This is a genomic window from Baekduia sp., from assembly GCF_035318805.1.
In the GTDB taxonomy this organism is placed as follows: domain Bacteria; phylum Actinomycetota; class Thermoleophilia; order Solirubrobacterales; family Solirubrobacteraceae; genus Baekduia.
The window spans coordinates 95,265-121,943 of the sequence record NZ_DATHDY010000066.1 but is presented as its reverse complement, the minus strand read 5'-3'; the positions used below and the strand labels follow the sequence as shown (position 1 = coordinate 121,943).

At 72.7% G+C, this 26,679-nt stretch carries 27 protein-coding genes; 13 read left to right on the top strand and 14 right to left on the bottom strand.

Going from position 1 to position 26,679, the window contains the following annotated elements:
- The first annotated feature begins 49 nt into the window (after window positions 1-49).
- Together VK501_RS15590 and VK501_RS15585 are read left to right on the top strand one after the other, a co-directional pair.
- A complete protein-coding gene (locus tag VK501_RS15590) occupies window positions 50-1,918 on the top strand; it encodes a hydantoinase/oxoprolinase family protein (protein ID WP_324338875.1) in 1,869 nt (622 codons plus the stop codon).
- A complete protein-coding gene (locus tag VK501_RS15585) occupies window positions 1,915-3,402 on the top strand; it encodes a hydantoinase B/oxoprolinase family protein (protein WP_324338873.1) in 1,488 nt (495 codons plus the stop codon). The genes VK501_RS15590 and VK501_RS15585 overlap by 4 nt, the downstream gene beginning before the upstream one ends.
- A gap of 571 nt (window positions 3,403-3,973) precedes the next feature.
- On the opposite strand, the gene VK501_RS15580 is transcribed toward VK501_RS15585, so the two are convergent.
- Window positions 3,974-5,053, bottom strand: a complete 1,080-nt coding sequence (locus VK501_RS15580; RefSeq protein WP_324338871.1) for a Gfo/Idh/MocA family protein — start codon at window positions 5,051-5,053, stop codon at window positions 3,974-3,976.
- Between the two features lie 119 nt (window positions 5,054-5,172).
- Here VK501_RS15580 and VK501_RS15575 point away from each other — a divergent pair, with 119 nt between their 5' ends.
- The 6 genes from VK501_RS15575 (at window position 5,173) to VK501_RS15550 (ending at window position 13,588) form a co-directional block, all read left to right on the top strand.
- Complete coding sequence (locus VK501_RS15575) at window positions 5,173-5,337, top strand: hypothetical protein (RefSeq protein ID WP_324338868.1); 165 nt, start codon at window positions 5,173-5,175, stop codon at window positions 5,335-5,337.
- A 56-nt stretch (window positions 5,338-5,393) separates the two neighbouring features.
- Window positions 5,394-8,435 (top strand): ATP-binding protein, encoded by a 3,042-nt coding sequence (locus VK501_RS15570; protein ID WP_324338866.1) that lies wholly within the window; start codon window positions 5,394-5,396, stop codon window positions 8,433-8,435.
- Window positions 8,436-8,445: 10 nt separating this feature from the next.
- Window positions 8,446-9,339 (top strand): NAD(P)-dependent oxidoreductase, encoded by an 894-nt coding sequence (locus tag VK501_RS15565; RefSeq protein ID WP_324338865.1) that lies wholly within the window; start codon window positions 8,446-8,448, stop codon window positions 9,337-9,339.
- Window positions 9,340-9,522: 183 nt separating this feature from the next.
- Window positions 9,523-10,152 carry a DUF1802 family protein gene (locus VK501_RS15560; RefSeq protein ID WP_324338864.1) on the top strand — a complete coding sequence of 210 codons (630 nt, stop codon included), beginning with the start codon at window positions 9,523-9,525 and terminating at the stop codon, window positions 10,150-10,152.
- A gap of 216 nt (window positions 10,153-10,368) precedes the next feature.
- Window positions 10,369-13,068 carry a penicillin acylase family protein gene (locus VK501_RS15555; protein ID WP_324338862.1) on the top strand — a complete coding sequence of 900 codons (2,700 nt, stop codon included), beginning with the start codon at window positions 10,369-10,371 and terminating at the stop codon, window positions 13,066-13,068.
- A gap of 193 nt (window positions 13,069-13,261) precedes the next feature.
- The gene (locus VK501_RS15550; RefSeq protein WP_324338860.1) at window positions 13,262-13,588 is read left to right on the top strand and encodes a hypothetical protein; all 327 of its coding nucleotides are present in this window, start codon (window positions 13,262-13,264) and stop codon (window positions 13,586-13,588) included.
- A 39-nt stretch (window positions 13,589-13,627) separates the two neighbouring features.
- Here VK501_RS15550 and VK501_RS15545 read toward each other — a convergent pair whose 3' ends face one another.
- The 5 genes from VK501_RS15545 to VK501_RS15525 all read right to left on the bottom strand — a co-directional run bounded on the left by VK501_RS15545 (window position 13,628) and on the right by VK501_RS15525 (window position 16,990).
- A complete protein-coding gene (locus tag VK501_RS15545; RefSeq protein ID WP_324338858.1) occupies window positions 13,628-14,257 on the bottom strand; it encodes a hypothetical protein in 630 nt (209 codons plus the stop codon).
- Window positions 14,254-15,003 (bottom strand): nucleotidyl transferase AbiEii/AbiGii toxin family protein, encoded by a 750-nt coding sequence (locus tag VK501_RS15540; RefSeq protein ID WP_324338856.1) that lies wholly within the window; start codon window positions 15,001-15,003, stop codon window positions 14,254-14,256. The genes VK501_RS15545 and VK501_RS15540 overlap by 4 nt, the downstream gene beginning before the upstream one ends.
- 108 nt (window positions 15,004-15,111) lie before the next feature.
- The gene (locus tag VK501_RS15535) at window positions 15,112-15,579 is read right to left on the bottom strand and encodes a hypothetical protein (protein ID WP_324338854.1); all 468 of its coding nucleotides are present in this window, start codon (window positions 15,577-15,579) and stop codon (window positions 15,112-15,114) included.
- A gap of 360 nt (window positions 15,580-15,939) precedes the next feature.
- Window positions 15,940-16,401 carry a DUF6325 family protein gene (locus VK501_RS15530; protein WP_324338852.1) on the bottom strand — a complete coding sequence of 154 codons (462 nt, stop codon included), beginning with the start codon at window positions 16,399-16,401 and terminating at the stop codon, window positions 15,940-15,942.
- 115 nt (window positions 16,402-16,516) lie between these two features.
- Complete coding sequence (locus tag VK501_RS15525; protein ID WP_324338850.1) at window positions 16,517-16,990, bottom strand: hypothetical protein; 474 nt, start codon at window positions 16,988-16,990, stop codon at window positions 16,517-16,519.
- A 157-nt stretch (window positions 16,991-17,147) separates the two neighbouring features.
- Here VK501_RS15525 and VK501_RS15520 point away from each other — a divergent pair, with 157 nt between their 5' ends.
- Window positions 17,148-17,846: an aspartate/glutamate racemase family protein gene (locus VK501_RS15520; protein WP_324338848.1), complete on the top strand. Its 699-nt coding sequence runs from the start codon at window positions 17,148-17,150 to the stop codon at window positions 17,844-17,846.
- Here VK501_RS15520 and VK501_RS15515 read toward each other — a convergent pair whose 3' ends face one another.
- From VK501_RS15515 to moeB, 8 genes are all read right to left on the bottom strand, one after another.
- Window positions 17,847-18,122, bottom strand: coding sequence for a UBP-type zinc finger domain-containing protein (locus VK501_RS15515; protein WP_324338846.1), 276 nt, complete (start codon window positions 18,120-18,122; stop codon window positions 17,847-17,849).
- 9 nt (window positions 18,123-18,131) lie between these two features.
- Window positions 18,132-19,019 (bottom strand): NAD(P)H-binding protein, encoded by an 888-nt coding sequence (locus VK501_RS15510; protein ID WP_324338845.1) that lies wholly within the window; start codon window positions 19,017-19,019, stop codon window positions 18,132-18,134.
- Entirely contained in the window at window positions 19,016-19,438 is a 423-nt protein-coding gene (locus tag VK501_RS15505) for a hypothetical protein (RefSeq protein WP_324338843.1), read from the bottom strand. Before VK501_RS15505 ends, VK501_RS15510 begins: the two co-directional genes overlap by 4 nt.
- A 67-nt stretch (window positions 19,439-19,505) precedes the next feature.
- Entirely contained in the window at window positions 19,506-19,910 is a 405-nt protein-coding gene (locus tag VK501_RS15500) for a M67 family metallopeptidase (protein ID WP_324338841.1), read from the bottom strand.
- A 17-nt stretch (window positions 19,911-19,927) separates the two neighbouring features.
- Window positions 19,928-20,104 (bottom strand): twin-arginine translocase TatA/TatE family subunit, encoded by a 177-nt coding sequence (locus VK501_RS15495; protein WP_324338839.1) that lies wholly within the window; start codon window positions 20,102-20,104, stop codon window positions 19,928-19,930.
- A gap of 79 nt (window positions 20,105-20,183) precedes the next feature.
- Window positions 20,184-21,158: a cysteine synthase family protein gene (locus VK501_RS15490; RefSeq protein WP_324338838.1), complete on the bottom strand. Its 975-nt coding sequence runs from the start codon at window positions 21,156-21,158 to the stop codon at window positions 20,184-20,186.
- A 125-nt stretch (window positions 21,159-21,283) separates the two neighbouring features.
- A complete protein-coding gene (locus tag VK501_RS15485) occupies window positions 21,284-21,565 on the bottom strand; it encodes a ubiquitin-like small modifier protein 1 (RefSeq protein WP_324338837.1) in 282 nt (93 codons plus the stop codon).
- A gap of 10 nt (window positions 21,566-21,575) precedes the next feature.
- The gene (moeB, locus tag VK501_RS15480) at window positions 21,576-22,760 is read right to left on the bottom strand and encodes a molybdopterin-synthase adenylyltransferase MoeB (protein ID WP_324338835.1); all 1,185 of its coding nucleotides are present in this window, start codon (window positions 22,758-22,760) and stop codon (window positions 21,576-21,578) included.
- Between the two features lie 301 nt (window positions 22,761-23,061).
- Here moeB and VK501_RS15475 point away from each other — a divergent pair, with 301 nt between their 5' ends.
- The 4 genes from VK501_RS15475 to VK501_RS15460 all read left to right on the top strand — a co-directional run bounded on the left by VK501_RS15475 (window position 23,062) and on the right by VK501_RS15460 (window position 26,649).
- Window positions 23,062-24,057: a sensor histidine kinase gene (locus VK501_RS15475; protein WP_324338833.1), complete on the top strand. Its 996-nt coding sequence runs from the start codon at window positions 23,062-23,064 to the stop codon at window positions 24,055-24,057.
- The gene (locus VK501_RS15470; RefSeq protein ID WP_324338831.1) at window positions 24,054-24,686 is read left to right on the top strand and encodes a response regulator transcription factor; all 633 of its coding nucleotides are present in this window, start codon (window positions 24,054-24,056) and stop codon (window positions 24,684-24,686) included. Before VK501_RS15475 ends, VK501_RS15470 begins: the two co-directional genes overlap by 4 nt.
- A gap of 75 nt (window positions 24,687-24,761) precedes the next feature.
- Window positions 24,762-26,018: a hypothetical protein gene (locus VK501_RS15465; RefSeq protein WP_324338829.1), complete on the top strand. Its 1,257-nt coding sequence runs from the start codon at window positions 24,762-24,764 to the stop codon at window positions 26,016-26,018.
- A gap of 40 nt (window positions 26,019-26,058) precedes the next feature.
- Window positions 26,059-26,649, top strand: a complete 591-nt coding sequence (locus VK501_RS15460) for an SCO family protein (protein ID WP_324338827.1) — start codon at window positions 26,059-26,061, stop codon at window positions 26,647-26,649.
- The last annotated feature ends 30 nt before the right edge of the window (window positions 26,650-26,679 follow it).

Genomic DNA, 26,679 nt, shown 5'->3' with positions numbered 1-26,679 from the left:
TGCGGGACCCGGGGGGTCGCCTCGTCGCGGCCGGTAGCGTGCCGCCGGCATGCTGCTGGGCGTCGATGTCGGAGGGACCTTCACCGACGCCGTCCTGGTCGACGGCGGGCGGCTGATCACGGCCAAGGCGCCGACGACGCCCGACGACCAGTCGCGCGGCGTCCTCGACGCGGTGCAGGGCGCGCTGCGCGCCGCGGGCCGCGAGGCCGGCGATGTGGAGGCCTTCGCCCACGGCATGACCGTGGCGACCAACGCGCTCCTGGAGGGCGTCGGCGCGCGGACGGTGCTGTGCGCGACCGAGGGGTTCGTCGACGTGGTGGAGCTCGGGCGCCAGGCGCGGCCCGAGCTGTACCGGTTGTGCGTCGCGGGGCCGGCGCCGCTGGTGCCGCCGTCGCGCCGCGTGGCGGTCCCGGAGCGGATGGGCCCCGACGGCGTGCTGCGCGCCCTCGATGCCGCGGGCGCGGCGGCCGTGGCCGACGAGGTCGCGGCGCTGGAGCCCGAGGCGGTCGCGGTCGTGCTGCTGCACGCCTACCGCCACCCCGCGCACGAGCGCGTGCTGGGCGAGGCGCTGCGGGCGCGGCTCGGCGACGGCGTCCACGTGTCGCTGTCGCACGAGGTCACCGCGACGTTCCGGGAGTTCGAGCGCGCCGCCACGACGGAGGTCGACGCGGCGCTGTCGCCGCTGCTGCGCCGGTACCTGCGGCGGCTGGTCGCCGGCGCCGCTGAGGCCGGGCTGCCCGAGCCGGCGATCATGCAGTCCAGCGGTGGCCTGGCCGACGCGGCGCAGGCGGCCGGGCACGCGGCGCTAACGGTGTTGAGCGGTCCGGCCGGCGGCGCGGCGGCCGCGGCGCTGCTGAGCGCGCGCCTGGACGAGCCCGACCTGCTGTGCTTCGACATGGGCGGGACGTCGTGCGACGTCTGCGTCGTCGAGGGCGGCGCGGTGCGGGCCTCGGCCGGGCGGGAGATCGGCGGGCGCCCGCTGGCGCTGCCGATGGTCGACATCCACACGGTGGGCGCCGGCGGCGGCTCGATCGCCTGGCGCGACGCGGGCGGCGCGCTGCGCGTCGGGCCGCGCTCGGCGGGCGCCGATCCCGGGCCGGCCTGCTACGGGCGCGGGGGCACCGAGCCGACGGTGACCGACGCGAACCTCGTGCTCGGGTTCCTCGACGCGGAGCGGCCGCTGGCCGGCGGCGTGCGGCTGGACGCCGGCGCGGCGCTCGACGCGGTGCGACGGCTCGCGGACGAGCTCGGCCTGGATGACGCGCGGGCCGCCGCCGCGGGCATCGTGCGGGTGGCCAACACCGAGATGGTGCGGGCGCTGCGCGTCGTCACGGTCGAGCGCGGGATCGACCCGCGGCGCTTCGCGCTGCTGGCCTTCGGCGGCGCCGGCCCGCTGCACGCCGCGGCCATCGCCGACGAGCTCGGCATCACGCGGATCGTCGTGCCGCGGGCCGCGGGCGTCCTGAGCGCGCTCGGACTGGCGGCGGCGGACCGGCGACGCGACGAGGCCCGGTCGGTCCTGCTGCGGGGGTCCGAGTTGACCGACTCGGCGCTCGCCCGGTTGGCGGGCGACGCCGACGAGGTGACCTGGGACGCGCGCTACGCCGGACAGTCGCACGAGCTCGCGCTGCGCGGCGTGGAGCCGTCGGCCGCCGCGGTGCGCGAGGCGTTCGCCGCCGCCCACGAGGAGCGCTACGGCTACCGCGACGACGAGGCCGACGTCGAGCTGGTGACCGTGCGCACGGCGCGGATCGAGCCCGGGCCGGAGGTGCGCTGGGAGCATGACGGCGCGGTGCAGGACGTCGCCGGCCCGGCCGTGCTGGCGCTGCCGGAGGCCACGCTGGTCGTGCCCGCGGGCTGGAGCGGGCGGACCGACGCGACCGGCACGGTGATCCTGGAACGGGAGGTCGCTGCGTGAGCGCGCTGGACCCCATCGCGCTGCAGGTCGCCACGGGCGCGCTGCGCGCGGCGTGCGAGGAGATGGGCGCGGTGCTCGTGCGCAGCGCCCACTCGGCCAACATCAAGGAGCGCCGCGACTGCTCGACCGCGCTCTTCGACGCCCGTGGCGAGATGGTCATGCAGGCCGAGCACATCCCGGTGCACCTCGGCGCGATGCCCGCGTCGGTCGCGGCGGTGCTGGGCGAGGACCACTCCGCCGGCCGCTCATGGGTGCTGAACGATCCGTATCGCGGAGGAACGCACCTCCCGGACATCACGGTCGTGACGCCGGTGCTGGCCGAGGACGCCGAGCTGTTGGGGTTCTCGGCGTCGCGAGCGCACCACGCCGACGTCGGCGGGCGGGTGCCGGGCTCGATGCCGTTCGACTCGCGCACGCTCGACGAGGAGGGCGTCGTCATCGCGCCGCGCGTGCTCGACGACGCGGCGATCGACGAGCTGGCATCGCGCATGCGGCAGCCGTCGGAGCGGCGAGCGGACCTGCGTGCGCAGCTGGCGGCCAACCGGCTGGGCGCCGTGCGCGTGCGCGAACTGGCGGCGCGCCTCGGCGTCGACGGGCTGCGCGACGCGTTCGCCGCGGTCCTCGACTACGCCGAGCGCCGGACGCGCGCCTGCCTCGCCGCGTTGCCCGACGGCACGCGGAAGGCGGTCGACGTGCTGGAGGGCGTCGACGGCGACCTCGAGCTGCGGGTCGCCGCCACGGTCGCCGGCGACCGGCTCATCCTCGACTTCACCGGCAGCGCTGCGCAGGACCCGGGAAACCTCAACTGCCCGTTGGCGGTGACGCGCAGCGCGTGCCTCTTCGCGGTGCGCGTGCTCACCGACGCCGACATCCCGCCGAGCGCCGGGGCGCACCGGCCGGTTGAAGTGGTTACCGAGCCGGGGACGCTCCTCGACGCCCGCGCGCCCGCCGCCGTGGCGGCCGGCAACGTGGAGACCTCGTCGCGCGTCGCCGACCTGGTGCTCCAGGCCTTCGGCCGCGCGTGCGGCCAGGGCACGATGAACAACCTCACCCTGGGCAACGACGGCTTCTCCTACTACGAGACGCTCGGCGGCGGCCAGGGCGCCTGCCCCGACGCCGGCGGCCCGAGCGCCGTCCACGTCGCGATGTCCAACACCTTGAACACGCCGGTCGAGGCCCTGGAGCTGGAGTTCCCGCTGCGCGTCGTGCAGTATGCGGTCCGCCGCGGCAGCGGCGGCACCGGGCGGTTCCACGGCGGCGACGGCGTGATCCGCGAGGTCGAGGCGCTGACGGAGATGTCCTACTCCTTGATCACCGAACGGCGCCGCCACGCGCCGCCGGGCGCCGCCGGCGGCGCGCCGGGCGAGCGCGGCCGCAACGTGCTCGACGGCGAGGAGCAGGCCGCGAAGACGGGCGGGACGCTGCGCGCGGGGCAGCGATTGCGGATCGAGACGCCGGGCGGGGGCGGGCACGGCGGGACGTAGGTGGCGTCCCGTTCGGGCGCCCGCCCGCTGCGAGCGCTGTCGGGGATCACTGACGAGAAGGCCAGCGAAGCGCCGGCGCCCGGGGCCCTCCGCAGGCGCCGGGAGGTGGACGCGGGGGATCCGTGTCGACCTATGGGTCTCATGGACCCTTTCCTCGACACGGAGCGCCGCCCCTCGTCCGACTCGAGGTGTGGGTCTCCTACACCCATTCTTCGAGTCAGGCGCCAACACCACCAACAACTCCCAGCCCCCGCGGCAGCCCCCGGGCGCCGGCCCGCTTGCCACCTCCCTGTCAGTGCCGACGAACCCCGCACCGAACCACCACCCACGACCGAGCTGAACGCCACCGACGCCGGCGCCCCCTCCACCTCCCTGTCATCGCCCCGAACGCGCGCCGCACCACCCGCGCCCGACCTGAACGCCAGCCGCACGTCGGCGGCGTACAACGCCAGCCACACCACGGGCGCCAGCGCACTGCCCGCGAACTTGAAGGCCCGAGCACCGACACCGCTCCGCCGCGGTTCAGCGGCGCCGCGCCCACCGTCAGCACGTTAAGCCCCGCCCGCCGCGGTCATCCCACCGCGACGACGGTCCGCCGCGCGGCGCTCTCGCGCGCGGCGTCCAGGATCGCGAGAACGGCCACGGCCTCCGCACCGCTCACCGGCGGCGCGCCCTCCGTCCGGATCGCCTCCACGACCCCGGCGTAGAACGCCGCCCAGCGCCCCGCCTCCATCGTCACCGGCTCGCCGTCCGCGCCCTCCTCACCGACGAAGATCCGCGCCGCCGACGACCCGGCACGGCGCCCGAACCCCGCATCCAGCGGCGATCCGCCGGCGCGCAGCTGCTCCTCCTGCGGGTCGAGCCCCTCCGAGACGAACGCCGCCCGGTCGCCCAGCACACGGAACCGCGGCGCCGGGTGCGCCGCGTGCATGCCGGCCCACAGGTGCGACCGCGCGCCGCCCGCGTGCTCCAGCGCCAGGAACACGTCGTCCTCCACGACCGCGCCCTGCCGGCGCACGTCGAGCTCCGCGTACACCGACTTCACCGGCCCGAGCAGCTGCACGGCCTGGTCTGCGAGATGGCTGCCGAGGTCCAGCAGCAGCCCGCCGCCGTCGGCGAGGTCGCCCCCTTCGCGCCACGCGCCCTCCTTGAGCGCCGGCCGCCAGCGGTCGAACCGCGACTCGACCCGCAGCAGCGCGCCCAGCCGCCCCTCCGCCACGACGCGCCCGAGCGTCAGGAAGTCGTCGTCCCAGCGCCGGTTGTGGAACACCGACAGCACGACGCCGGCCTCCTCGGCCCGCGCCGCCACCACGCCCGCCTCCGCGGCCGTGACCGCCAGCGGCTTGTCGACGACGACGTGCGAGCCGGCCGCGATCGCCGCCGTCGCCAGCGGCACGTGGAAGCGATTGGGGGACGCCACCACCACCAGGTCGACGTCGCCGCCCGCCAGCGCGTCGTCCAGCGTGTCGTACGCCACCGCCCCCGGATGTGCCCGCGCCAGCGCCGCCCGCCGCTCCGGTGCGCGCGTCACCGCCCCGACCAGCTCGAGCCCCTCAGTGGTGGCGATCAGCGGTGCATGCAGCACGGCGCCGGCCAGGCCGAAGCCGGCGAGCACGACGCGCAGGGGACGATCGGAGGTCGGGTCAGCCATCGGCGCGCACGCTACACAGGCGGGGTAAGGGGTCCCCGCCCGGGAGTAAGGGGTAAGGGGTCGCAGGTCGCACCGTCCTCCCGATGTGCGCCACCGGCCTCAGCCCGAGTATGTAGTCCATGCTCTCTCTCCTCTCCAAGCCTCTCGCCGCAGCGCTGGCCGAGGACGCCATGCGCGCCGGCCGACGGACCCGCCCCCTGCCGCGCATCCCTCAGCGCGCGGCCCTCCTCGGGCGGTTCCGCGGCCGGCGCGACGTGCGTCATCCCCACGCCGCGCACGCGTGACCTCCCAACCCACCGACCTCTCCCTCCTCCGGCGCGTGCGGGATCATGGTGCGCCCATGCCCGCACGCGTCACCAGCGACGCCTTCATCGGCCGCCGCGCCGAGCTCACCCAACTCGGCGCGGCCCTGTCCTACGCCCGCACCGGCCACAGCGGGCTCCTATTCGTGGCCGGCGAGTCGGGCGTCGGCAAGACCCGCCTGCTCGACCACTTCGCCGACCTGGCGCAGGCTGACGGCGTCCGCGTCCTCTGGGGCGACTGCATCGACCTGGGCGACAGCGAGCTGCCCTACGCCCCGATCGTCTCGGCCCTGCGCTCCCTCGTGCGCCGCGGCCACCCGGTGTTCGACGACCTCGGCCCGGCGCGCGGCGAGCTCGCGCGCCTCCTGCCCGAGCTCGGCACGCCGGCCGACCTGCTCGTGGAGCCGTACGCCGGCAGCGCCCAGGGCCGCCTCTTCGAGCTGCTGCTCATGCTCTTCGAGCGCCTGTGCACCGAGTCGCCCGTCGTGCTGGTCATCGACGACCTCCACTGGGCCGACCGCTCCACGCGCGACTTCCTGTCGTTCCTGGCCCGCAACGTCTGCCATCAGCGCCTGCTCGTCATCTCCAGCTACCGCGTCGACGAGCTGCACCGCCGCCATCCGCTGCGCCCCTTCCTGGCGGAGATCGAGCGGGCCGAGCGCGCGCAGCGCGTGCCGCTGGAGCGGTTCACGCGCGAGGAGCTCGGCGCCCAGCTCGCCGCGATCCTCGGGACCGCGCCCGAGAGCGACCTGCTGGACCGCGTGTGGGCCCGCAGCGAGGGCAACGCCCTGTACGCCGAGGAGATCCTGGCCGCCGAGCGCGAGGGCGACGGCACGCTGCCCGAGTCGCTGCGCGACGCGCTCATGCTCCGGGTCGAGGCCCTCGGCGACGTCACCCAGGAGGCGCTGCGCTGGGTCTCGGCCGCCCAGCGGATCGAGCACGACATCCTGGAGGAGGCCAGCGCGCTGGAGCCGCGCGCGCTGCGCGACGCTCTCCGCGAGGCGGTCGCCCATCACGTCCTCGTCACCCAGCCCGACGGCCACATCGCCTTCCGCCACGCGCTCCTGCGCGAGGCCGTCCACGACGACCTGCTCCCCGGCGAGCACGCCGAGCTGCACCTGCGCCTGGCGCAGGTGCTCGACGTCCGCGTCGACTGCGACACCTGCGTGGGCCTGGATCGCGCCGCCGAGATCGCCCATCACTTCGACGCCGCGGGCGACCAGCCGTCCGCGCTGCGCACGGCGGTGCGCGCCGCGCAGACCGCCGAGCGCGTCCACGCCGAGGGCGAGGCGGCCGCGTTCTACGAGCGCGCGCTCGAGCTCTGGGATCGCGTCGACGACGCCGGGTCGCTGATCGGCATGGACCACGTCGCGCTGCTCGCCCGGGCCGGCAACGCGCACCAGTTCGACTACGGCCGCTGCATCGTGCTGATCAAGAAGGCGCTGCACGAGCTCGACCAGGAGGCCGAGCCCGGCCGCGCCGCCCTGCTGCTCGAGCGCCTCGGCAAGGCGCGCTGGTCGCAGGGCAAGGGCCAGATCGCGCTCGAGGCCTGGGACCAGGCGCTCGCACTCCTGCCGCCCACGCCGCCGACCGAGGAGCGCGCCCGCCTGCTGGCGGCCAAGGCCGGCGGCCTGATGCTCTGGGGCCGCTACGCGGACGGCCGCGCCATGGCCGACGAGGCCCTGGCCGCCGCCGACGCGGTCGGCTCGCGCTTCGCGCGGATGCACGCGCTGAACACGAAGGGCATCTGCCTGCGCGGCGGCCCCGACAGCGACGAGGGCTTCCGCTCCATCCGCGAGGCGATGCAGCTGGCCCGCGAGGACCGCAACGTCGACCAGTTGCTGCGCGGCTACCTCAACCTCTCCGACGCGATGCACCTCACGGGCGCCAGCGTCGAGGCGCGCGAGCTGCTGATCGAGGGCCGCGACGAGGTCCGCGCGATGGGCCGCGACGCCAAGTGGCTGGCGCTGCAGCAGGCCGAGATCTCCTTCGCCTTGGGGTTCTGGGACGAGGCCGACGCGCTCGCGCCCGTCGAGCTCGGCCGTGGCGTTCAGGGCACGACCCGCGTGTTCTTCGAGCTCGTCCGCGGCGAGCTGGAGCTCGGCCGCGGACGCCACGCCGAGGCGCGCGCCCGCCTCGAGCTCGCACGCGAGCTGGTCGCCCGCTCCTACGAGCCCCAGTGGCACGCGCCCATCACCGCGCTGATGGCGGGCCTGGAGCGCCGCGAGCGCAACGTCGACGCCGCGCGCGAGGCGATCCGCACCGGACTGGAGCGCCTCGTCGACACCGACGCGATGGACGACGGCGCGCGCCTGGCGCGCATCTACTCCTCGGCGGCCGGCGTCGAGGCCGACGCGGCGCAGCAGGCCCGCGACCTCGGCCGCGCCGACGACGAGGCCCGCGCCATCGCCGCCGCGGGGCGCTTCGCCGCGCAGACGCGCGAGGCCGCCGAGCGCCCGTTCGCCTCGGCGATGCCCGAGGCCCACGCGCTCGTGCTGGTCGCCGAGGCGGAGGTCGCCGCCGCCGAGGGACGCGCCGACGCCGAGCGCTGGGCGGCGGCCGCCGAGGCGTGGGCGGCGATCGACCGGCCGTTCCGCGTGGCGCGCGTGCGCTGGCGCGAGGCCGAGGCCCGCCTGTCGACCGGCGACCGCGCCGGGGCCGAAGCCGCGGGAGCCGACGCGATGGCCATCGCCCGCCGCCTGGGCGCCGCGTGGCTGGTCGACGAGCTGGCCGCCCTGGCGCGCCGCGGCCGGCTGCGCCTGGAGGCGCCGGGCGGCACCGTCGCGCCCCGCGGCGGCGCGGCCGGCGCGCCCGCGACCGCCCCCGGCGCCGTCGCGCCGGATCCCGGCGCCGAGCTGGGCCTCACCCCGCGGGAGCGCTCGGTGCTGGCCCTCGTCGCCCACGGCCGCACGAACCGCGAGATCGGCGAGCGCCTCTTCATGGCCGAGAAGACCGCGTCGGTCCACGTCTCCCGGATCCTCGCCAAGCTCGACGTGCGCAGCCGCACCGAGGCCGCCGCGGTCGCACACCGGCTCGGGCTGGAGACCAACGGCGACGAGCCGGTCGCCGCGGCAAGTTAGGGTCGGCGGCATGACATCCGTCGGCTTCCTCGGTCTTGGGATCATGGGCTCCCGCATGGCCGCGAACCTCCAGCGCGCCGGCTTCGCCGTGACGGCGTGGACGCACACGCCGGGCAAGGCGGAGGCGTGGGCGCAGGAGCACGGCGCGACCGCCGTCGCGACCCCGGCCGAGGCGGCGGCCGGCGCCGACGTCGTGATCTCGATGGTCGTCGACGGCGCCCAGGTGGAGCAGATCCTGCTCGGCGAGGACGGCGCTGCAACGGCCGCCGGCGAGGGGGCGCTGTTCGTGGACATGTCGACGATCGCCCCGGCCGACGCCCGCCGGATCGGCGCCGAGCTCGCGCAGCGCTCCATCCGCTTCGTCGATGCGCCGGTGACCGGATCGTCGCCGGCCGCGCAGGCCGGCACGCTGACGATCATGGCCGGCGGCGGCGAGGCCGACGTCGGCCGCGCGATGCCGCTGTTGAAGGTGATGGGCAGGACGATCGTGCACGTCGGCGCGCTCGGCCACGGCCAGACGATCAAGCTCATCAACAACGCCGTGGCGGCCGCCAACGCCGCGACGCTCGCCCAGGCGCTCGTGATGGGGTCGGCCACCGGGGTCGACCTGGAGGCGCTGGAGCAGATCCTCGCGGCGGGGTCGGGCAGCTCGACGATGGTGACGCTGAAGGCCAGGCCGATGCGCGAGCACGACTACACGGTGCTCTTCAAGACCGAGCACATGCTCAAGGACGTGCGCCTCTGCCTGGAGGAGGCGCAGGCCGCCGGCGTGCCGTTCCCGGCGGCGAGCGGCGCGCGCGACGCGCTGGTGGCCGCGGTGGGGCGCGGCTACGCCGACGCGGACTTCTCGGCGCTCCTGGAGGCCTTCGAGGGGATGGCCGGGCTGCGCGTCGGGGAGGATTGACCGGACGGAGACGTTCATTTTGAGCGTCTACGCGCCAACTTGGTCACCATGAATACCTCTTGTTAGCAGGAAGATTTTGGGATCTTCACAACGCGTGCGACAATCGACGTCCTTCCCGACGCGTCCCCGGGGTACCGGTGATGCGCGGGATTTCTGTCGTCACTTACCTCTGAACCCCCTCCTATGCCTATTGCAATCAAGGAATGGGCGGTCACCGTCCGCGCGCTCGCCGAGGGCGAGCAGCTCGTCACCCTGCGTAAGGGTGGCGTGGGCGAGCCCAGCCGGAACTTCAGCCTGGAGCATGACCGCTTCTTCCTCTATCCGACGTTCGATCACCAGCGCTACGACTTGGTGCGAGACTCGCACCAGCCGGAGCTCCGCCGCGCCCTCGAAGAGGGTGTCTGGCCGGACGGTGAGCCGCCGCTTCACGCGCTGACGCGTGACGGCGGGATCGGCCAGCCCGACCGCGTGCGCATCCGCGCATGGGCCGAGGTGGCCGCCAGCTGGACGATCACCGACCCCCGATCGGTCGGTGAGCTGTCCCCCTACTACGTGTGGACGACCGACTACGCCGAGAAGCGCCTGGCATGGAAGCGTCGCCATCCGTTGCACGTCGTCCTCCTGCGCACCTACCGCATTCCGCGGCCGGTCACCGTGCGGGTCAAGGACGAGTTCGGTGGCTGCCGGTCGTGGCTCGAGATCACGCGCGACCTGCCCTTCGAGGGAACCCCGGTGCTGTCGGACGACGAGTTCGACCGCGCCGCCGAGCAGATCGCCGAGATCTGCGATGCGCGTGTTCCCGTGCTGGTCTAGCCACGCACCACGCAGCACCCTGATGTGACCGCGGAGCGGCGGCGAGCGAAGGAGGAGGTCGCCGCCGCTCCGTCGTCCTGGTCACCGGCCCGGGCGATCCTCGCCGGCCTCGGTGTTCGCACCGTGCTCGACGGCGAACGGGAAGCGGCGCACGCCGGCGGCACATAGCTCTAACGTTCTGGGTGGGTCAGCACTCACTTGGGGAGGGAGAGCTGGATGAACGTTCCGAAGGTCGCCGCGCTCGCGACGGCCACCGTCTTGTCGATCGCGCTCGCGCCGGCCGCTCGCGCCGCCGCGCCCGTCACGCCGTACGCCACCGACGACTACGGCGGCTTTCGCGACGTCCTGCCGCCCGGCACCAACGGCCTGGCCAACGTCTTCCAGATCGGCGCGTTTCTGGCCACCGGCGCGCGTCCGGCCCACAACGACGACCAGCTGGCGATGTACGCCGACCTGGTGCGCGCGACGCCGGGCCTGACCACCGAGACGCTGCCCAAGTACTTCAAGGACTCCACCTTCGGCGTGCGCGACGGCGACGTCGCCAGCTCGGTCAGCCCGCGCGGCGACGTCACGATCGTGCGCGACGCGGGCTACGGCGTCCCCCACATCTACGGGACGACGCGCGGCGGCGCCATGTTCGGCGAGGGCTACGCGGCCGCGCAGGACCGCCTGTTCTTCATCGACGTGCTGCGCCACGCCGGACGCGCGCAGCTGTCGTCCTTCGCCGGCGGCGCTCCCGGCAACCGCGCGATGGACCAGGAGCAGTGGGCGCTGGCGCCCTACACCGAGGCCGACCTGCAGCAGCAGATCGACCAGTTCGACGAGCTGTACGGCGCCGATGGACGGCAGCTGCAGGCCGATCTCGCCGACTACGTCGCGGGCGTCAACACCTATATCAACGAGGCCAGGCTCGATCCGACCAAGATGCCCGGTGAGTACGCGGCGATCGGACGGCTGCTCGGCCCGGACCCGTGGAAGGGGACCGACGTCATCGCCACCGCGTCGCTCGTCGGCGCCATCTTCGGCAAGGGCGGCGGACAGGAGCTCGGGATGGCCCAGTTCCTCCAGCGCCTTCAGGATCGCTTCGGCGACGAGGACGGGCGCAAGCTCTGGTACCAGCTCGCCGCGTTCGACGACCCTGACGCGCCGACGACCGTCAAGGAGGGAAGCTTCCCGTACCAGCAGCCCGCCGCCCAGCCCGCCCAGGGCGCCGAGGTGCTGCCCGACGATGGCTCGCTGCAGCCCGAGCCCGTGGTGGTCGCGGGCACCGACCTGCCGAGCGGCGCCGCCGGCGGCACACCGCCGGTGGGCGGCCTGCCCGGCCTCCTGGCACTGCCCAAGTCCAACTCGAACGCCCTGGTCGTCTCGGCCGCCAAGTCGAAGTCCGGCCACCCGATCGCCGTCTTCGGCCCGCAGGTCTCCTACTTCGCACCGGAGATCCTGATGGAGCAGGACGTCCACGCGCCGACCATCGACGCGCGCGGCTCGGCCTTCGCCGGCGTCAACCTCTTCGTCCAGCTGGGGCACGGCCGCGACTACGCGTGGTCCGCGACATCCGCCGGCCAGGACATCATCGACACCTTCGCGGTGCCGACCTGCCAGGACTCCATGCACTACCGCTTCCGCGGCCGGTGCTTGGGCGTCGAGGTCCTCGAGCGCAAGAACACGTGGTTGCCCAACGCCGCCGACCAGACGGCGCCCGGCACCCAGACGCTGCGGACGCTGCGCACCAAGCTCGGCCTCGTGCGGGCGCGCGGCACGGTCAAGGGCAAGCCGGTGCTGTTCACGTCGCTGCGGACCACCTACCGGCACGAGGTCGACTCCGCGCGCGGGTTCTCCGACTTCAACGACCCCGACAAGGTGCACGACGCCGAGAGCTTCGCCCGCGCGGCCTACAAGATCGGCTACACGTTCAACTGGCTCTACGCCGACGACCGCGACGTGGCCTACTTCAACTCCGGCAACAACCCGGTGCGGGCGGCGGGCACGACCGGCCAGCTGCCGATGGACCCCGCGAACACGTGGAACGGCTGGGACCCGGAGACCAACGTCGCGGACTACACCCCGATGCAGGAGCACCCGCAGGTCGTCAACCAGGACTACATCACCTCCTGGAACAACCGCCAGGCGCAGGGCTTCGCGGGCGCGGACTCCAACCTGTTCAGCTCGGTCTTCCGCTCGCAGATGCTCGACCGCCAGCTCGACGAGCGGCTGCAGGGCGGCGCCAAGCTCGACCTGCCCGGCCTGGCCGACGCGATGGAGGAGGCCGGCACGACCGACCTCCGCGGCCAGGAGGTCCTCCCCCTCGCGCTGAAGGTCATCGGCACGCCGACCGACCCGCAGCTCGCGGCGGCGGTCGACACGCTCAAGGCGTGGGTCGCCTCCGGGACGCAGCGCCGCGACAGGGACGGCGACGGCACCTACGACCACGCCGACGCGGTCCGGATCATGGACGCGTGGTGGCCGAGGTGGCTGGAGGCGCAGTTCCGTCCGACGCTCGGCGCCACGCTCTTCGCGACGCTGCCCCACGGCCAGGACAACACCCCCAACAACCACGGCGATCACCTCGGGTCGGCCTACCAGGAGGGCTGGTACGGCTACGCGGCCAAGGATCTGCGCACGCTGCTCGGCGAGCCGGTCAAGCAGCAGTACGCGCGTACGTTCTGCGGCAAGGGCGTGCTGGCCGACTGCCGCACGCTGCTGCGCCAGTCGCTGAAGGCCGCGCTCACCGTGCCGGCGTCGGAGCTCTACTCGGGCGACGCGACGTGCCAGAAGGCCAACCGCGACGGGGACCAGACCTGCTTCGACGCCGTCAGCTTCCGTGCGCTGGGCGCCATCACGCAGCCGCTGATCCCGTGGATCAACCGCCCCACCTACCAGCAGGCGGTGGAGATCGGGTCACACCGGCCGCGCTAGGGGCCTGCGCTCAGGTTGTTTCTCAGGTTTTCGGGCCCTCTGGAGAAGGGCCTTGAAACCTGAGAACGGCGCATCCCTTGCGGTTGCTGGGCTCGCGCCGTCACGCCGATCGGGGTCGACCGTCCGGCGGGCCGATGTCCCTTGGGTGGCAGCGGCCGGGTGAAGGAGCCCGTGCTGAGCGACACAGCACCTCGTGCTGAGAGACTTCCGCTCGATGTGGGGCACGTACTTCTTGGACGTCTATCGACAGTCGGAAGCTCGCGACATGCGCGCGGCGCTGGAGCAGCTGCTCGGTCCCGATTCGGGATCAGGGTTCAGCTCCGGCGGCGTGTACGTGTTCTGGCGACCCGATAAGAAGCTGTCTCAGAACCTCTGCGGCTGTTCGCGTAAGTTCGACAGCAAAACCGGGGCACAGCGACGTGCGTTCGCGAAGAAGCGAACCGCGTGGCAACCGGCGCTTGCCACGAACACGTGTTCTGTCTCGATTTGCGCGGATATGAGCGTTGGCGCCGCGGCGTGAGAACGCCAGCGTCAACGGCTGCCAGGTCGCGAGGGGTGCTCAGTACTCGTCGGCCGCGAGCCGGTCGGCTTGTTCGAGCGCGGCGTGCACTCCCCGCTTGACGATCGTCCGCAGCCGGGCCCGCGGGATCAGCTCAGCCCAGCGCTCAAGCTGGCTGCGGTCAAAGCTCTCAGGCAGCGTCAGCTCAGGAAATCGCACGAGCCCTCCGCGAGGCGCGCGAACGTACACGACATCGAAAAGCGCCTTCTCGGGTGTGGCCAGGTACCCCGTCGCGGGGTCGCCCTCAAAGCCGGTGAAGACCTCGGGTGCGATGCGGTGGATCGCGTAGACGCCCATGGGGGTGTACACCGTCCGCGTCCGATCCAGCGAGGCAACCTCGATGCGAGCCGGGATCTGCTCGATCATCTCGTGGTGGGCTAGCGCCGACCATAGCGAGACGTACGCCGGATAGGGCGCGGTTAGGTACGGCGCCGCGACGCGGGGCGGCACCTCCGGGTCGATGGCCCACAGCCCTTTGTGGACCTGTCGGATCAGGCCGGCGCGTTCGATGGCACGCAGGGCCTTCGAGGCCGTGTTCGGTGAGACTCGTAGCCGCGCAGCGGCCTCGCTGGTCTCGACAAGCGGGCGGCCGAGCGTCTTGAGTTCGTGGAAGGCGTCGGCCGTCCTCACTTGAGCAGCTCCCCGGCGACGTAGTCCTGGATCTGGTTCCAGCGCACCTGGTCGTAGAGTTCGGCCACGGCGGGGTCGAGGAACGGGGCCACCTGGGACTGGAAGTCGTCCCAGGTGAGAGCGACGGCGGCCTCGGCTGCGGTGTTGCGCCGGTCTTGGTCGACGGCCCCGGGGGTGAGGCCGCCGCGACGCATGAGGACGTCGAGGTCGAAGACGTCGCGCGCCTGCGTCTCGGGGCGCAGAGCCAGGGCGACGACCTTCTGCTCAGTCGCGGGTTCCAGCAGGTAGTGCTGTACCGAGGGCGGCCGCATCGCGTAGGGGGCCGCCACGGAGTCAGGCACTGCATCGAGTTGGAAGCGGGTTTCCCCGTTGCGGTTGCTGAACTCGACCTTGGTCCGGACCTTGTCGCTGTGACCGGCCGCCGTCAGGAGAACCTTCCAGCGGCGAGTGGTCGTTGTCTGCTTGGGTTTGGCGATCTCGGCGGGGTCGATCGTGATGCCTGCGCTGCGCAGCAGGCGCGTGAGCGCGTCGCCGCTCAGTGTGTTGTCGACCTGCTCTTCGAACTTCCAGTCGGCTTCCAGGCCGTAGATGTCGAGATCGATGTCCTCGGAGTAGCGGACGCTGTCGAAGAAGTAGCGCAGGTTGGCACCCCCTTTGACGACGTAGCGGCTCACGTCCACACGCGTGCGCAGCACGTCGAGGAACGCGAGATGAAAGTATTCGATGATCTGAGGAACGGAGTGCATCGCCGCGCTAACGATACACAAACGGGACCTATACAGCAGGTTTCTGCATCGTTATCTCGTAAAGAGGCCTGTGCAGGTCGGCCCCGCTGCGCACTACGGCGGCTGGGCTCAAGCGCTGGCTGTCACGTGGTGCGGGGCGTGGCTGCAACCGGTGGAGTAGTAGAGCATCCATGGCTTGTCGGCCGCGTGGCCGCGGACGCCGGCGAGCCAGTCGATCGCCTGGTCGTCATTGCCTCCGGGAAGTAACCGGCGGCAGACCACGACGCCGGTGAACAGCGTGTCCGCCAGCAGCGTGCCGGTCGACCGCGCCTTCAGGAACGAGCGCGTCGGCATGTTCGTGGTCAGCCACCGCGTCGGCGAGAAGACGCACACGAAGTCGTAATCGTCACGCCGCGCCTCCGGCGGAATCTGGATCTCGCCGATCTTGCGCAGCAGTTGCGCAGGCAGCATCCGCGAGACGTCCAGGAAGGCGTTGCGAATCGGAAACCGCTTGAAGCGGTCGATGTACCGCTGATCGGTGAACTCGATCGCGGCCTGCGTGACGTCGAGGCCGGCGCCGCGAAGCGCCTCGGCCATCGCGTCCGACACGGTGAGCGTCTGTGCGTGAAGGTGTAGTGGACGAGCAGAACGCGACCGCCGCTGCCCGTCGTCTCCACACGAGGTCCAACAGCTTGCGTCGCTGACGGTCCATCGGGGTGCTGGCGGCGGACATCGCGTTCCTCTGGCGCGGCTTGAGCCGGGCTGCGAAGAACTGCGCCCCGGCCCGGTCAGATGCGCCGGCGCCTACCGCGGCCCGGGGTGACGGCCGCGGCCACCACCGCGGTCTTCGCAACGGGCGAGGGGCCGGGGCTCACGGCCGAGGCCACTACCGCGGTCTTCGCCACCGGGTGGCCGATGACACCTACACGTCCTACACGTGCTGGCCTGAGCGGCATTTCAGTCTCCTTCGGTCGTCGCGCCGACCGGATCGGCCTCCACCGAGGCAATGATCGACTGGATCGGGATCCGTCCGTCGGCAATGAGTTGGCCTCCCGCGCGTCGCGCGGCTGAGGCGAACGGCGCGGCCCACAGGTTCTCCCAGATGAGCACACCCGCTGTGCTGCCGGGTTCCATCGCGGCGGCGAGATGCTCGACGTCGTCGGCGGCCAGCAGCTCCGCCAGCTCGGCCTCGACGGCCTGCATCTCGCCGAGCTGGTCGATGTCCGACAGCTCGGTGGCGTCGACCGAACCGTCCTCGTTCTTGTCGAGGATCAGGACGTCGATGATGCGGATCGTTCCGGCGTCCACGAGCTTGAGAAGCTCCTCCGCCATCTCGCCGGTGAAGTTCTTTACGCCGGCCGGGAACTCGACCACCACGTAGTCAACGGGGCCGAGTTCGTCAAAAGGTGTGTTCGTCATCTCTTGTCCCTTCTTCGCTTGCCGTCCTTCCGCTTCGCCGGCGACGTGTCTCACCCGGCCCTCCGGCGTCTTCGTCCGCCCGACCTGGAACCACGTGTCTGCCGGCGCCTGTCGATCAGACTGCCGCTCTGTCTGCCGCCCCCGCGGCCTGGAGGGCCTCGTCGGTGAGGTCGTGACGCTCGGGGGTGCCACCGAGCTGGGCCAGGCGATCGGAGACCGCGGGCGCGGTGTCGAAATGGGCCATCACACCGACTGCCGCCTTACCGGCGTTCAGCTCCACGCTGAGGCGCGCCTTGTCGGCATCGCTGAGCCCCAGGTTCTTGTGGTGCAGCGCGCCCACCGCCGCGCCGCCCAGGACCGCCGGGCCCAGGAGTGCCGGGCCGAGAACCGCGATCACGCCGCCGATCGCGGCGCCCTTGCCGGTGCTGTGGGCGCCCACCTTGTCCTGCTTGAGCTTGCCATTGGCATCGAGGACCAGGATGCCGACGGCGTCCCGGTCGGCGATGCCCGACTCCTTCAACGCCACTGCGGCGGAGTCGGCGGCGATCTCATCCGGGAACACAGCGAGTACGAGTTGCCGGTTTGCCATCGGTCGATCCCTTCTGTTGGATGTCGAGGCGCGCGAGGCACCGGATCCAACGATCCCGGGAACTGGCGTGACACGCACCATCCGTTTCGGGTGATGGCTCCAGCCCCCGTCCTCCCGCCGCAGTGACGCAGAATGGGGAGACGAGTAGCGTGCGCGCATGAAGCGCATCGGCCTGCTGGGCGGCATGAGCTGGGAGTCCTCGGCCGAGTACTACCGCCTCGTCAACGAGGCGACGCGCGCGCGGCTCGGCGGCCTGCACTCCGCCGACTGCCTCCTGCGGTCGGTCGACTTCGCCGAGATCGAGGCGCTGCAGCGCGCCGGCGCGTGGAACGACGCCGGCGCGCTGCTGGCCGCCGAGGCGCAGGCGCTGGTCGCCGGCGGCGCCGAGCTGCTCGTCCTGTGCACCAACACCATGCACAAGGTCGCCGCCGCGATCACGGACGCCATCGACGTCCCGTTCGTGCACATCGCCGACACCACCGCCCACGCGGTCCGGGCGGCGGGGATCGGCACGGTCGGCCTGCTGGCCACCGCCTACACCATGGAGCAGGACTTCTACGTCGGCCGCCTGCGCGACGCGCACGGCCTCGAGGTGCTCGTGCCCGACGCGCCCGACCGCGCCGTGGTGCACGAGGTCATCTACGGCGAGCTGTGCCTGGGCGTCGTCGACGACGGCTCGCGCGACGCCTACCGCCGGATCATGCGCAGGCTCGCCGACCGCGGCGCCGAGGCCATCCTGCTCGGATGCACCGAGATCGACCTGCTGGTCGGCCCCGGCGACGCGCCGGTGCCGATGTTCGACACCACCCGCCTGCACGCCGAGCGGGCCGTGGACCTGGCGCTCGTGCCGGGCTGATCAGGCCGTCAGCCGGAACGCCAGCTGGTCGACGTAGCACCAGCTCCAGTCCTCGCCCGGCTCGGCCGAGCGGATGATCGGGTGGTCGGTCGCCTTGTTGTGCGCGGTGGCGTGCCGGTTGGGCGAGTCGTCGCAGCAGGCGATGTGCCCACACGTCTGGCACATGCGCAGGTGGACCCAGCGCCCGCCGATCGCGAGGCAGTCCTCGCAGCCGGCGATCTCGTCGGGGAGCTCCAGGACCTCGACGGCGTCGAGGTGGGTGCAGGTGTCGGCCATGACTTCAGCCTACGACCTGAGGTGCGCCCAGCTCTCGGGATTCTGTGCCAGCCAGTCGGGAAGGTCCTGCGCGGGGTGGCCGGCGATACGCTCGACGGTGTCGGCGACGACGTCCATCTCCCCCGTGCCGACCGCCACGTAGGACGTGATCCAGCCGTCCAGCTCGAAGTCCGCCGCCGGCAGGTGCGCACGCGACTCGTAAGCCTCCTGGACGCCCTGGTTGCGAAACGTGATCTCGCGCCCGGTCGCCGCGCTCAGCTGCTCGGCGGCCCACGCCATCGTGTGCGCCTCGCGGCCCGTCAGGTCGTAGGTCTGCCCGTCGTGGACGCCGTCGGCGGCGGCCAGCACCGCGGCCGCGACGTCGGCGACGTCGTCGCGGGAGACCCAGGCGATCCGGCCCTGGCCCGCGGGACCGCGGATCACGCCGTCGGCGCCGACGAGCCGCGGCACGTAGTCGAGGTACTGGCTGTTGCGCAGGAAGGTGTAGGCCAACCCGGTCTCGCGGATCAGCTGCTCCGTGGCGTAATGGTCCTGGGCGAACGTGAACGTCGCGTCGGGGTCGGCGCCGAGGAACGAGGTGTAGACGATGCGCTGCACCCCGGCCTGCACCGCCGCCTGCACGGCCTCGGCGTGCTCGACCACCCGCTGCGCCGACTCGCGGCCCGACACCAGCAGCATCGTCTCGGTCCCGCGCAGCGCGTTCACCATCCCGGCCGTGTCGCGGTAGCCGGCCGGGCCGATCTGCTCGATGTCGGCGCCGACGACCGCGGGCGCGGCCGCCAGGTCGCGGACGATCAGCCGCTGGTTGCGCCGGCGTGCTCCCAGCCGGGCCGCGACGCGGCGGCCGATCCCGCCCGTGGCGCCCGTCACGGCGATCGGGCTTCCCGTCCTGCTCACACCAGCAGCTCCGTTCCGATCCAGGCGATCAGCGCGACGAGCGCCACGGCCGCCAGCAGTCCCACGAGGATGCGCGCGGGGCGGTCGACGCCCGAGGCGCCGGGGCCGGCGTCGCCGAGGAGGTCGGCCTGCAGCAGCACGTCGCGCGCGACCTCCAGGCCCGAGCGGGGCACCATCACGTCGCGCGGGCCGGCGGCGAGCATGTCGGGCACGTCGAAGCCGGCCGAGCGCCGCAGCATCGACGGCACGCCCTCCTCGAGCAGCATGCCCTGGATCAGCTCCGCCTCCGATTGGTTGCGCCCGGTGGCGACCTGCGTGAGGTCGCCCTCCGACAGCTGCGGCTTGATCTTGCGGGCGCGCTCCTGGGCGGAGGTCAGCGGCTCCTCCGTCTCGCGCAGGCCGGCGTAGACCAGCGGCATGCCGCAGTCACGGCAGAACCGCTCCTCCAATGGATGGGGCGTGGCGCAAGACGGGCAGACGAGGGGCTCAGACCCCGGCATCGACCTGCACCTCGACCTCGGCGACGGTGCCGTCGGGCTCGATCCGCCAGTTGCGGATCTCCGGCTCGCCGTCGCCGGCCAGGCCGACGATGAGCCACTCCACCCCGGGCCAGTTGGCCGCGAAGTTCACGTCGGTCTGCGACGGACGCGGCTCCGAGCGCGTGTGCGAGTGGTAGATGATCGCGCGCCGGCCGTCCTCACCGGACTCGGCCAGCGCGAAGAGGTCGCTGGGGCCGACCTCGAAGCGGAACGGGCTGTGCGCCACGTTCTCGACCTCGACGACCTCGGCCGCGCGGTCGTCCTGGAGCCAGACGAAGCCGCAGCACTCGTCCGGCGCGTCGCGCCGGGCGTGGTCCACGATCTGCTGAAGGAGGTCCGGGGCGATGTGCATCAACCCGGACCCTAGCCTCACTCCGACTTGATCGCGGGCTTCTCGTCGTCGTGGTGGTCGCCGTTGAGCGAGTCCTTGAACTCGCGCATCCCCTTGCCCATGGCGCGGCCCGCTTCGGGCAGCTTCTTGGGGCCGAGGACGATCAGGGCGATGACGAGGATGACGAGGAGTTCGGGGACGCCGATGCCGGGCATGGAAGAAGTCTTTCAGACGGGTGTTAGCGTGGGATCAAGGACGGTATCGGCGGCCGGCGTACCTGGGATGGACTTCCGCCTACCACCACACCGTGGAGTCGAGGTTGGCGACCTCGTCGACGGGCAGGGTGTAGATGCCGGAGGAGAGGTACTTCCAGCCGTCGTCGCAGATGATGAACACGACGTTGCCCTCGTCCATCTCGCCGGCGATGCGCACGGCGATCGAGGCGATGGCGCCCGAGGAGACGCCGGCGAAGATGCCCTCCTCGTCGAGCAGCCGGCGCGTCCAGATGATGGCGTCGCGGTTGGTGACGAAGATCTTCCGATCCAGGACCGACAGGTCGATGATCGGCGGGATGAAGCCGTCGTCGAGGGAGCGCAGGCCCTGGACGGGCTCGCCCTGCATGGGCTCGGCCGCGACGATCTTGACCGCGTCGCCGAGCTCCTCCTTGAAGCGGCGCCCGTTGCCCATGAGCGTGCCGCCGGTCCCGAGGCCCGCGACGAACGCGGAGATGTCGCCGTCGAGCTCGTCGAGGATCTCCGGCGCGGTGCCCTCGTAGTGCGCACGCGGGTTGGCCGGGTTCCCGTACTGGTAGGGCATGTAGTACGAGGCGTCCTCCTCGGCCATCTTCAGCGCCATCGCGACCGCGCCGTTGGAGCCCTGGTCGCCGGGCGAGTAGACGATCTCGGCGCCGTACATCTTCAGCAGCTGGGTGCGCTCCGGCGTGACGTTGTCGGGCATCACGACCTTGAGCCGGTAGCCCTTGCGGCTGGAGATCATGGCCAGCGCGATGCCGGTGTTGCCCGACGTCGGCTCGAGGATCGTCATGCCGGGGCCGATGGCGCCCTTCTCCTCGGCGTCCTCGATCAGCGCTCGCGCGACGCGGTCCTTGACCGATCCCGTCGGGTTGTGGGATTCCATCTTGGCCCAGATCCGGACGCCCGGCTTGGGCGACAGGCGGCGCAGCTCGACCAGCGGCGTGTTGCCGATGGCGGCCACGATGTCGCTGTAGCGACCACCACAGGGCTTGTTCTGAAGAGGCGGGACGGCCATGACTTCAGGAAATATAGCGCCGTTCCGGGCCCCGCCCCGGGCCCCGGACGCCAAGCGGCAGGGTCTGCCGCCACCCGCGGGTTCGGCCCCCTGGGGCCGACACACGCAAGGCGGAGTGCGAGCCTCTAGGCGAGCGCTCCGCCCGCCATCGCCGGCAGGATCACGAGCACGTCCCCCTCGCCCACGTTGGTCGTGAGCCCGTCGAGGACGCGGACGTCCTCGTCGTTGAGGTACACGTTGACGTAGCGGTTGAGCTCGCCGCCGTCGCCGAACAGCTGGCCACGGGTGTCGGGGTGCGAGGCCGCCAGGCCCTCGAGCACCTCGCCGACGGTCTGCCCGTCGGCGCTGACCTCACGCTCGCCGCCCACGGAGGGGCGCAACACGGGGGGAATGCGGATCGTCGCCATGGCCGTGACCCTAGCCCGCCGCGGCGCAGAACGCCTCGTAGTCGGGGAAGACGCCGAGCTCCTCGTCGGTGATCTCCGACGGCTCGCGCGAGCAGATCGGGCACTCCGGGTCGCGGCGGACCTTGAGCTCGGTCGTCGTGGCGTCGAGCGCGTCGTAGATCAGCAGGCGGCCGATGAGCGGCGAGCCCTCGCCGATGATGAGCTTGACGACCTCGGTGGCCTGTAGCAGCCCCATCGTGCCGGGCAGCACGCCGAGAACGCCGTTGGCGCCGCAGGACGGCGCCAGCTCGGCCGGCGGCGGCTGGCGGAAGAGGCAGCGGTAGCACGGGCCGTCGTACGGCGCGAAGACGCTGAGCTGGCCCTCGAAGCCGAGGATGGCGGCGCTGACGACCGGGATCTTCAGGCGCACCGACGCGTCGTTGAGCAGGTAGCGCGTCGGGAAGTTGTCGACGCCGTCGACGACGATGTCATAGTCCTTGATGATGTCGACGATGTTCGATGCGTCCAGGCGCGTCTCGTACTTGCGGACGTGGACGTCCGGGTTGAGCGCGTGGATCGCGCGCTCGGCGCTGTCGACCTTCGGCGTGCCGACCGAGTCGGTCGTGTGGATGACCTGGCGCTGCAGGTTGGAGACGTCGACCACGTCGTCGTCGACGATGCCGAGCGTGCCGACGCCGGCGGCGGCGAGGTAGAGCGCGGTCGGCGAGCCGAGGCCGCCGGCGCCGAGCAGCAGCACCTTGGCGTCGAGCAGCTTCTGCTGGCCCTCGACACCGACCTCGGGCAGGAGGAAGTGTCGCGAGTAGCGCTGGCGCTGCTCGGGCGTGAAGGTGCGCGGGACCTCGACGGCGTAGCCGCGGTCCTTCCACAGCGTGTAGCCGCCGGTCATCGACTCGACGTTCTCGTAGCCAAGCTCGTCGCGCAGCGTCTTGGCCGCGAGCGCGGAGCGGTTGCCCGACGCGCAGTAGAGGATCACGCGCTGGCCGCGGTCGGCTGCCGCGCCCTCGATGCGCGACTCCAGATGGCCGCGAGGGACGTGCTTGGCGCCGGGGAGGTGCCCGGCGTCCCACTCGTCGCTCTCGCGCACGTCGACGATGACGACGCCGTCGACGCCGGTGACCTCGCTCACGGCGGAGGGGTCGATCTCGTCGATCTGGGCCTTGACCTGCTTGATGTACTCGGCGCCGGAGGGGCTCACTGCTATTCACCTGAACGCTGGTCGGGATTCGTGCTTCAGAAAGTGTAGCGGGCCATCCCGGCCTTGATGAACGCGAGCTGCGAGTCGGCGGGAGGAGGCGACGGTCCATCCGGGGCGCCCCCCGGCGCCGGATGGACCGTTGCCTCTGCTACCCACCGTGCGAGGACCACCGCAAAGCACCACAAGCCGCGCGTGGTGCCCCTCAAGCTCGGAGGGGAGTTTCGGTGTCCTCGATCGGGACTTGCTGCATCAGGTGTATCGGAGATGGACGCAGCGGCCGATATGGGGTCTAGACCCCAAGATGCGCAAGCCCCCGCTCGCCACCCAGATCCTCGCCGTCAACGCCCTGCTCATCGTCGCCACCGGCATGGCGGCGATCGTCGCCGCGCGGCTGTCGCTCGACGACGTCGTCGGCCGCCGCCAGGCGTTCGTGCTCGTGGCGGGGATCCTCGGGGCGGTGCTGGTCAACGGCATCGTGCTGCGCCGCCGCTTCGCCCCACTGGAGAAGGTCATCGACGTGATGGAGCGCATCGACCTCGCGCGCCCCGGCGTGCGCGCCGACGTGCCCGAGGCCGACTCCGACGACGTCGTGCGCCTCGTGCAGGCGTTCAACCGCATGCTCGGCCGCATCGAGGACGAGCGCTCGCGCACCGCGGCCGCCGTGCTGCAGGGCCAGGAGAGCGAGCGCGCCCGCGTGGCGCGCGACCTGCACGACGAGTGCAACCAGGCGCTCACCGCGGTGCTGCTGCGCCTCGAGGCCCACATCCACAGCGCGCCCGAGGAGCTGCGCGAGGAGCTGCGCGAGACCAAGGACGTCGCGGTCACCGCGATGGACGAGCTGCTGCGCCTGGCACGCGAGCTGCGCCCCGCCGCGCTCGACGACCACGGGCTCACCGTCGCGCTGCGCAACCAGCTCGAGCGCTTCAGCGACCAGACGGGCGTCCCGTCCGAGCTGCGGTGCTACGACGAGCTGACCGATCTCCCGGACCACGAGCAGACCGTGGTCTACCGCGTCGTGCAGGAGTCCCTCTCCAACATCACCCGCCACGCCGCCGCCTCCAACGTCCTGGTCGAGGTCGGCCGCGACCACGGCCGTCCGATCGTCCGGATCGTGGACGACGGCGTCGGCTTCGCCGGCACCGACGGCGACGGCATCGGCCTGGTCGGCATGCGCGAGCGGGCGCGGCTCGCGCGCGGGCGCCTGGAGGTCCACTCCGTCCCCGGCCGCGGCACGGCGGTCGAGCTGCGACTGGACCGCGACCTCTGGCTCGCGGCCGAGGAGACGCGCGCCGCATGAGGCTGCTGATCGCCGACGACCACGGCGTCCTGCGCGGCGGGCTGCGCCTGCTGCTCGATCGCCAGGCCGACATGGAGGTCGTCGCCGAGGCCGGCGACGGCGCCGAGGCCGTGGAGCGCGCGCTGGCCGACCGCCCCGACGTCTGCATCCTCGACGTGTCGATGCCGAAGCTCACCGGGCTGCAGGCCGCGCGGGAGATCCGGTCGCACGCGCCCGACATCGCCGTGCTGATGCTCTCGATGCACGACGACGACCGCTACCTCTTCGAGGCGCTGAAGGCCGGCGCCGGCGGCTACGTGCTCAAGAAGGAGGCCGACCAGTTCCTGGTCGACGCCGTCCGCGCCGTCGTGCGTGGCGAGCCGTTCCTGACCAACGCCGCGCAGCGCTCGCTCGTGCGCGAGTGGATGGCCGACGACAGCACCGGGCCGGTCGAGCCGCTCACCCCGCGCGAGCAGGAGGTCCTCAAGCTCATCGCCGAGGCCCACACCAACCGCGAGATCGGCGAGATCCTGCATCTGTCGGAGAAGACCGTGGAGTCGCATCGCGGCAACCTGCTGCGCAAGCTCGGGATGCGCGATCGGGTCGAGTTGGTGCGGTACGCGATCCGCCGCGGGCTCATCGAGCCGTAACCCGGTGCGTGCCCGGCGGTCCGCGCGACGGCGGCGCGCGACGCCTCGCGCGACGTTCGGGCATCCTTCAAGGTGGTGAGCGAGCAGCAGGAGCACCCCGAGAGCGCCGTCGCGGCGCAGGAGCCGACCACGCCGGTCGGCGAGCCCGAGGCCCCCGTGGCCCCGCCGGCCGCCCCGGCGCAGGAGCCCGAGTCCGAGGCGCCGGCCGCGCCGGTGCAGGAGCCGCAGGCGCCCGCGGAGCCGCAGGAGGCCGCCGCGGAGCCGCAGGCCGAGCCCGCCGCCGAGCCGCAGGCGGAGGCTCCCGCCGGGCCGCAGGCGGAGGCTCCCGCCGGGCCGCATGCCGAGCCCGCCGCCGAGCCGCAGGCGGAGGCTCCCGCCGAGCCGCAGGCGGAGGCTCCCGCCGAGCCGCAGGCGGAGGCTCCCGCCGAGCCGCAGGCGGAGGCTCCCGCCGAGCCCGCCGCCGACGGCGCGGTCCCGGCCGAGCCGGCCGAGACCACCGTGGGCCCCAAGATCCTCGGCGTCGCCGAGGAGAAGACGCTGCCGGTCGTCAAGAAGCGCCTGCAGGAGAAGCCCAAGCGCGATCCGCTGCCGTGGCCGGAGCTGCGCGCCGCCGTCGCTGCGACGCGCGAGACGCTCGAGATCTCAGAGCTCAAGGAGCTCTTCCGCCAGTTCCCCGAGAAGCTGCGCGAAGAGGTCACCGAGAACGTCCGGGGCTTCAAGAAGGGCGCGCGCCGCCCCGTCTCGCAGCATGCCGCCAAGCAGCTCGCCCGCGCGTCGCACACCGCGCGCCGGATGAAGAAGAACTCGCACCCCAGCGGCGAGGTCGGGCAGGCCATCGGCCAGGCCATGGCCGCCGAGATGATCGCGTCGCTGGAACCGGAGAAGGCCGCCCAGGTCATCCTTCCCAAGCGCGACCTGCTCGAGCGCGAGAACCGCCAGGCCCAGCGCCGCGCCCGCGACGAGGAGGACAAGGCGCGCGACGAGCAGCGCCGCAAGCGTCGCGACGATGCCCGCAGCTCCCGCCAGCAGACGTCCTTCGGCGAGTTCTCCGGCGCCAAGATCAAGGGCCTCGACGAGATCGCCGCCCTGTTCAAGGACGACGAGCCGGCGCCGGCCGCCGAGCCCGAGGCGCCCGCCGCCGAGGCTCCGCAGGCGGAGGCTCCCGCCGCCGAGGCTCCGCAGGCGGACGCTCCCGCCGCCGAGGCTCCGCAGGCGGACGCTCCGCAGGCGGACGCTCCGGCCCCCGACGCCCCGGAGCCCGAGGCCCCGGAGCCCGAGGCCCCGGCCGCCGCCGAGCCCGCCGTGCCGGCCCCCGACCCCGACCCGTCCTGACGCGCCGCCCGCCGCCGCGGGCGACCTAGCATTGACCATGATGCCGCTCCGCGCCCGCCTCGCGCTGATGCTCGCCGCCAGCTTCGTGCTGCTCGGCGCGCTCGCCGTGGTGCTGTTCGCCGGCGGCGGCACCCACGCCGGCGGGGCCGGCTTCGACGGCTCGCTGCCGCCGGACGTCCCCCGCGCGGACTTCACGCTGCGCGACCAGGACGGCAAGGTCGCCCGCCTCTCCGACTACCGCGGGCAGCCGGTGATCCTGACGTTCATGTACTCGACGTGCCGCGACACGTGCCCGCTGACGGCCTACCAGATCCGCGGGGCGATGGACCAGATCGGGCACGACATCCCCACGCTCGCCATCTCCGTCGACCCCAAGAACGACACCGAGCTCAACGCCAAGCGCTTCCTCAACCGAACGGGCCTCACGGGGCGCATGCGGTTCCTGCTCGGCAGCGAGCGGCAGCTCGCGCCGATCTGGGATGCCTACGCCATCCGGCCGCAGGGCAAGGGCTTCGACCACTCGGCCTACGTGCTGCTCGTCGACGGCCGCGGCGTCCGTCGCGTCTCGTGGCCGACCGAGAAGCTCACGCCCGAAGGCCTCGCGCACGACCTGCGCCTGCTCGGCGCGTAGTCCCTCCCGCCGCGGTGCGCCATGAGCGCG

Coding starts and splice junctions, on each gene's coding strand:
- VK501_RS15495 (WP_324338839.1), bottom strand. CDS start 20,104: ATGCCCGGCATCGGCGTCCCCGAACTCCTCGTCATCCTCGTCATCGCC.
- VK501_RS15560 (WP_324338864.1), top strand. CDS start 9,523: ATGCCTATTGCAATCAAGGAATGGGCGGTCACCGTCCGCGCGCTCGCC.
- VK501_RS15520 (WP_324338848.1), top strand. CDS start 17,148: ATGAAGCGCATCGGCCTGCTGGGCGGCATGAGCTGGGAGTCCTCGGCC.
- VK501_RS15500 (WP_324338841.1), bottom strand. CDS start 19,910: ATGCACATCGCCCCGGACCTCCTTCAGCAGATCGTGGACCACGCCCGG.
- VK501_RS15475 (WP_324338833.1), top strand. CDS start 23,062: ATGCGCAAGCCCCCGCTCGCCACCCAGATCCTCGCCGTCAACGCCCTG.
- VK501_RS15590 (WP_324338875.1), top strand. CDS start 50: ATGCTGCTGGGCGTCGATGTCGGAGGGACCTTCACCGACGCCGTCCTG.
- VK501_RS15525 (WP_324338850.1), bottom strand. CDS start 16,990: ATGGCAAACCGGCAACTCGTACTCGCTGTGTTCCCGGATGAGATCGCC.
- VK501_RS15555 (WP_324338862.1), top strand. CDS start 10,369: ATGAACGTTCCGAAGGTCGCCGCGCTCGCGACGGCCACCGTCTTGTCG.
- VK501_RS15535 (WP_324338854.1), bottom strand. CDS start 15,579: ATGGCCGAGGCGCTTCGCGGCGCCGGCCTCGACGTCACGCAGGCCGCG.
- VK501_RS15565 (WP_324338865.1), top strand. CDS start 8,446: ATGACATCCGTCGGCTTCCTCGGTCTTGGGATCATGGGCTCCCGCATG.
- VK501_RS15540 (WP_324338856.1), bottom strand. CDS start 15,003: ATGCACTCCGTTCCTCAGATCATCGAATACTTTCATCTCGCGTTCCTC.
- VK501_RS15485 (WP_324338837.1), bottom strand. CDS start 21,565: ATGGCGACGATCCGCATTCCCCCCGTGTTGCGCCCCTCCGTGGGCGGC.
- VK501_RS15580 (WP_324338871.1), bottom strand. CDS start 5,053: ATGGCTGACCCGACCTCCGATCGTCCCCTGCGCGTCGTGCTCGCCGGC.
- VK501_RS15490 (WP_324338838.1), bottom strand. CDS start 21,158: ATGGCCGTCCCGCCTCTTCAGAACAAGCCCTGTGGTGGTCGCTACAGC.
- VK501_RS15515 (WP_324338846.1), bottom strand. CDS start 18,122: ATGGCCGACACCTGCACCCACCTCGACGCCGTCGAGGTCCTGGAGCTC.
- VK501_RS15570 (WP_324338866.1), top strand. CDS start 5,394: ATGCCCGCACGCGTCACCAGCGACGCCTTCATCGGCCGCCGCGCCGAG.
- VK501_RS15470 (WP_324338831.1), top strand. CDS start 24,054: ATGAGGCTGCTGATCGCCGACGACCACGGCGTCCTGCGCGGCGGGCTG.
- VK501_RS15460 (WP_324338827.1), top strand. CDS start 26,059: ATGCCGCTCCGCGCCCGCCTCGCGCTGATGCTCGCCGCCAGCTTCGTG.
- VK501_RS15530 (WP_324338852.1), bottom strand. CDS start 16,401: ATGACGAACACACCTTTTGACGAACTCGGCCCCGTTGACTACGTGGTG.
- VK501_RS15505 (WP_324338843.1), bottom strand. CDS start 19,438: ATGCCGCTGGTCTACGCCGGCCTGCGCGAGACGGAGGAGCCGCTGACC.
- VK501_RS15575 (WP_324338868.1), top strand. CDS start 5,173: ATGCTCTCTCTCCTCTCCAAGCCTCTCGCCGCAGCGCTGGCCGAGGAC.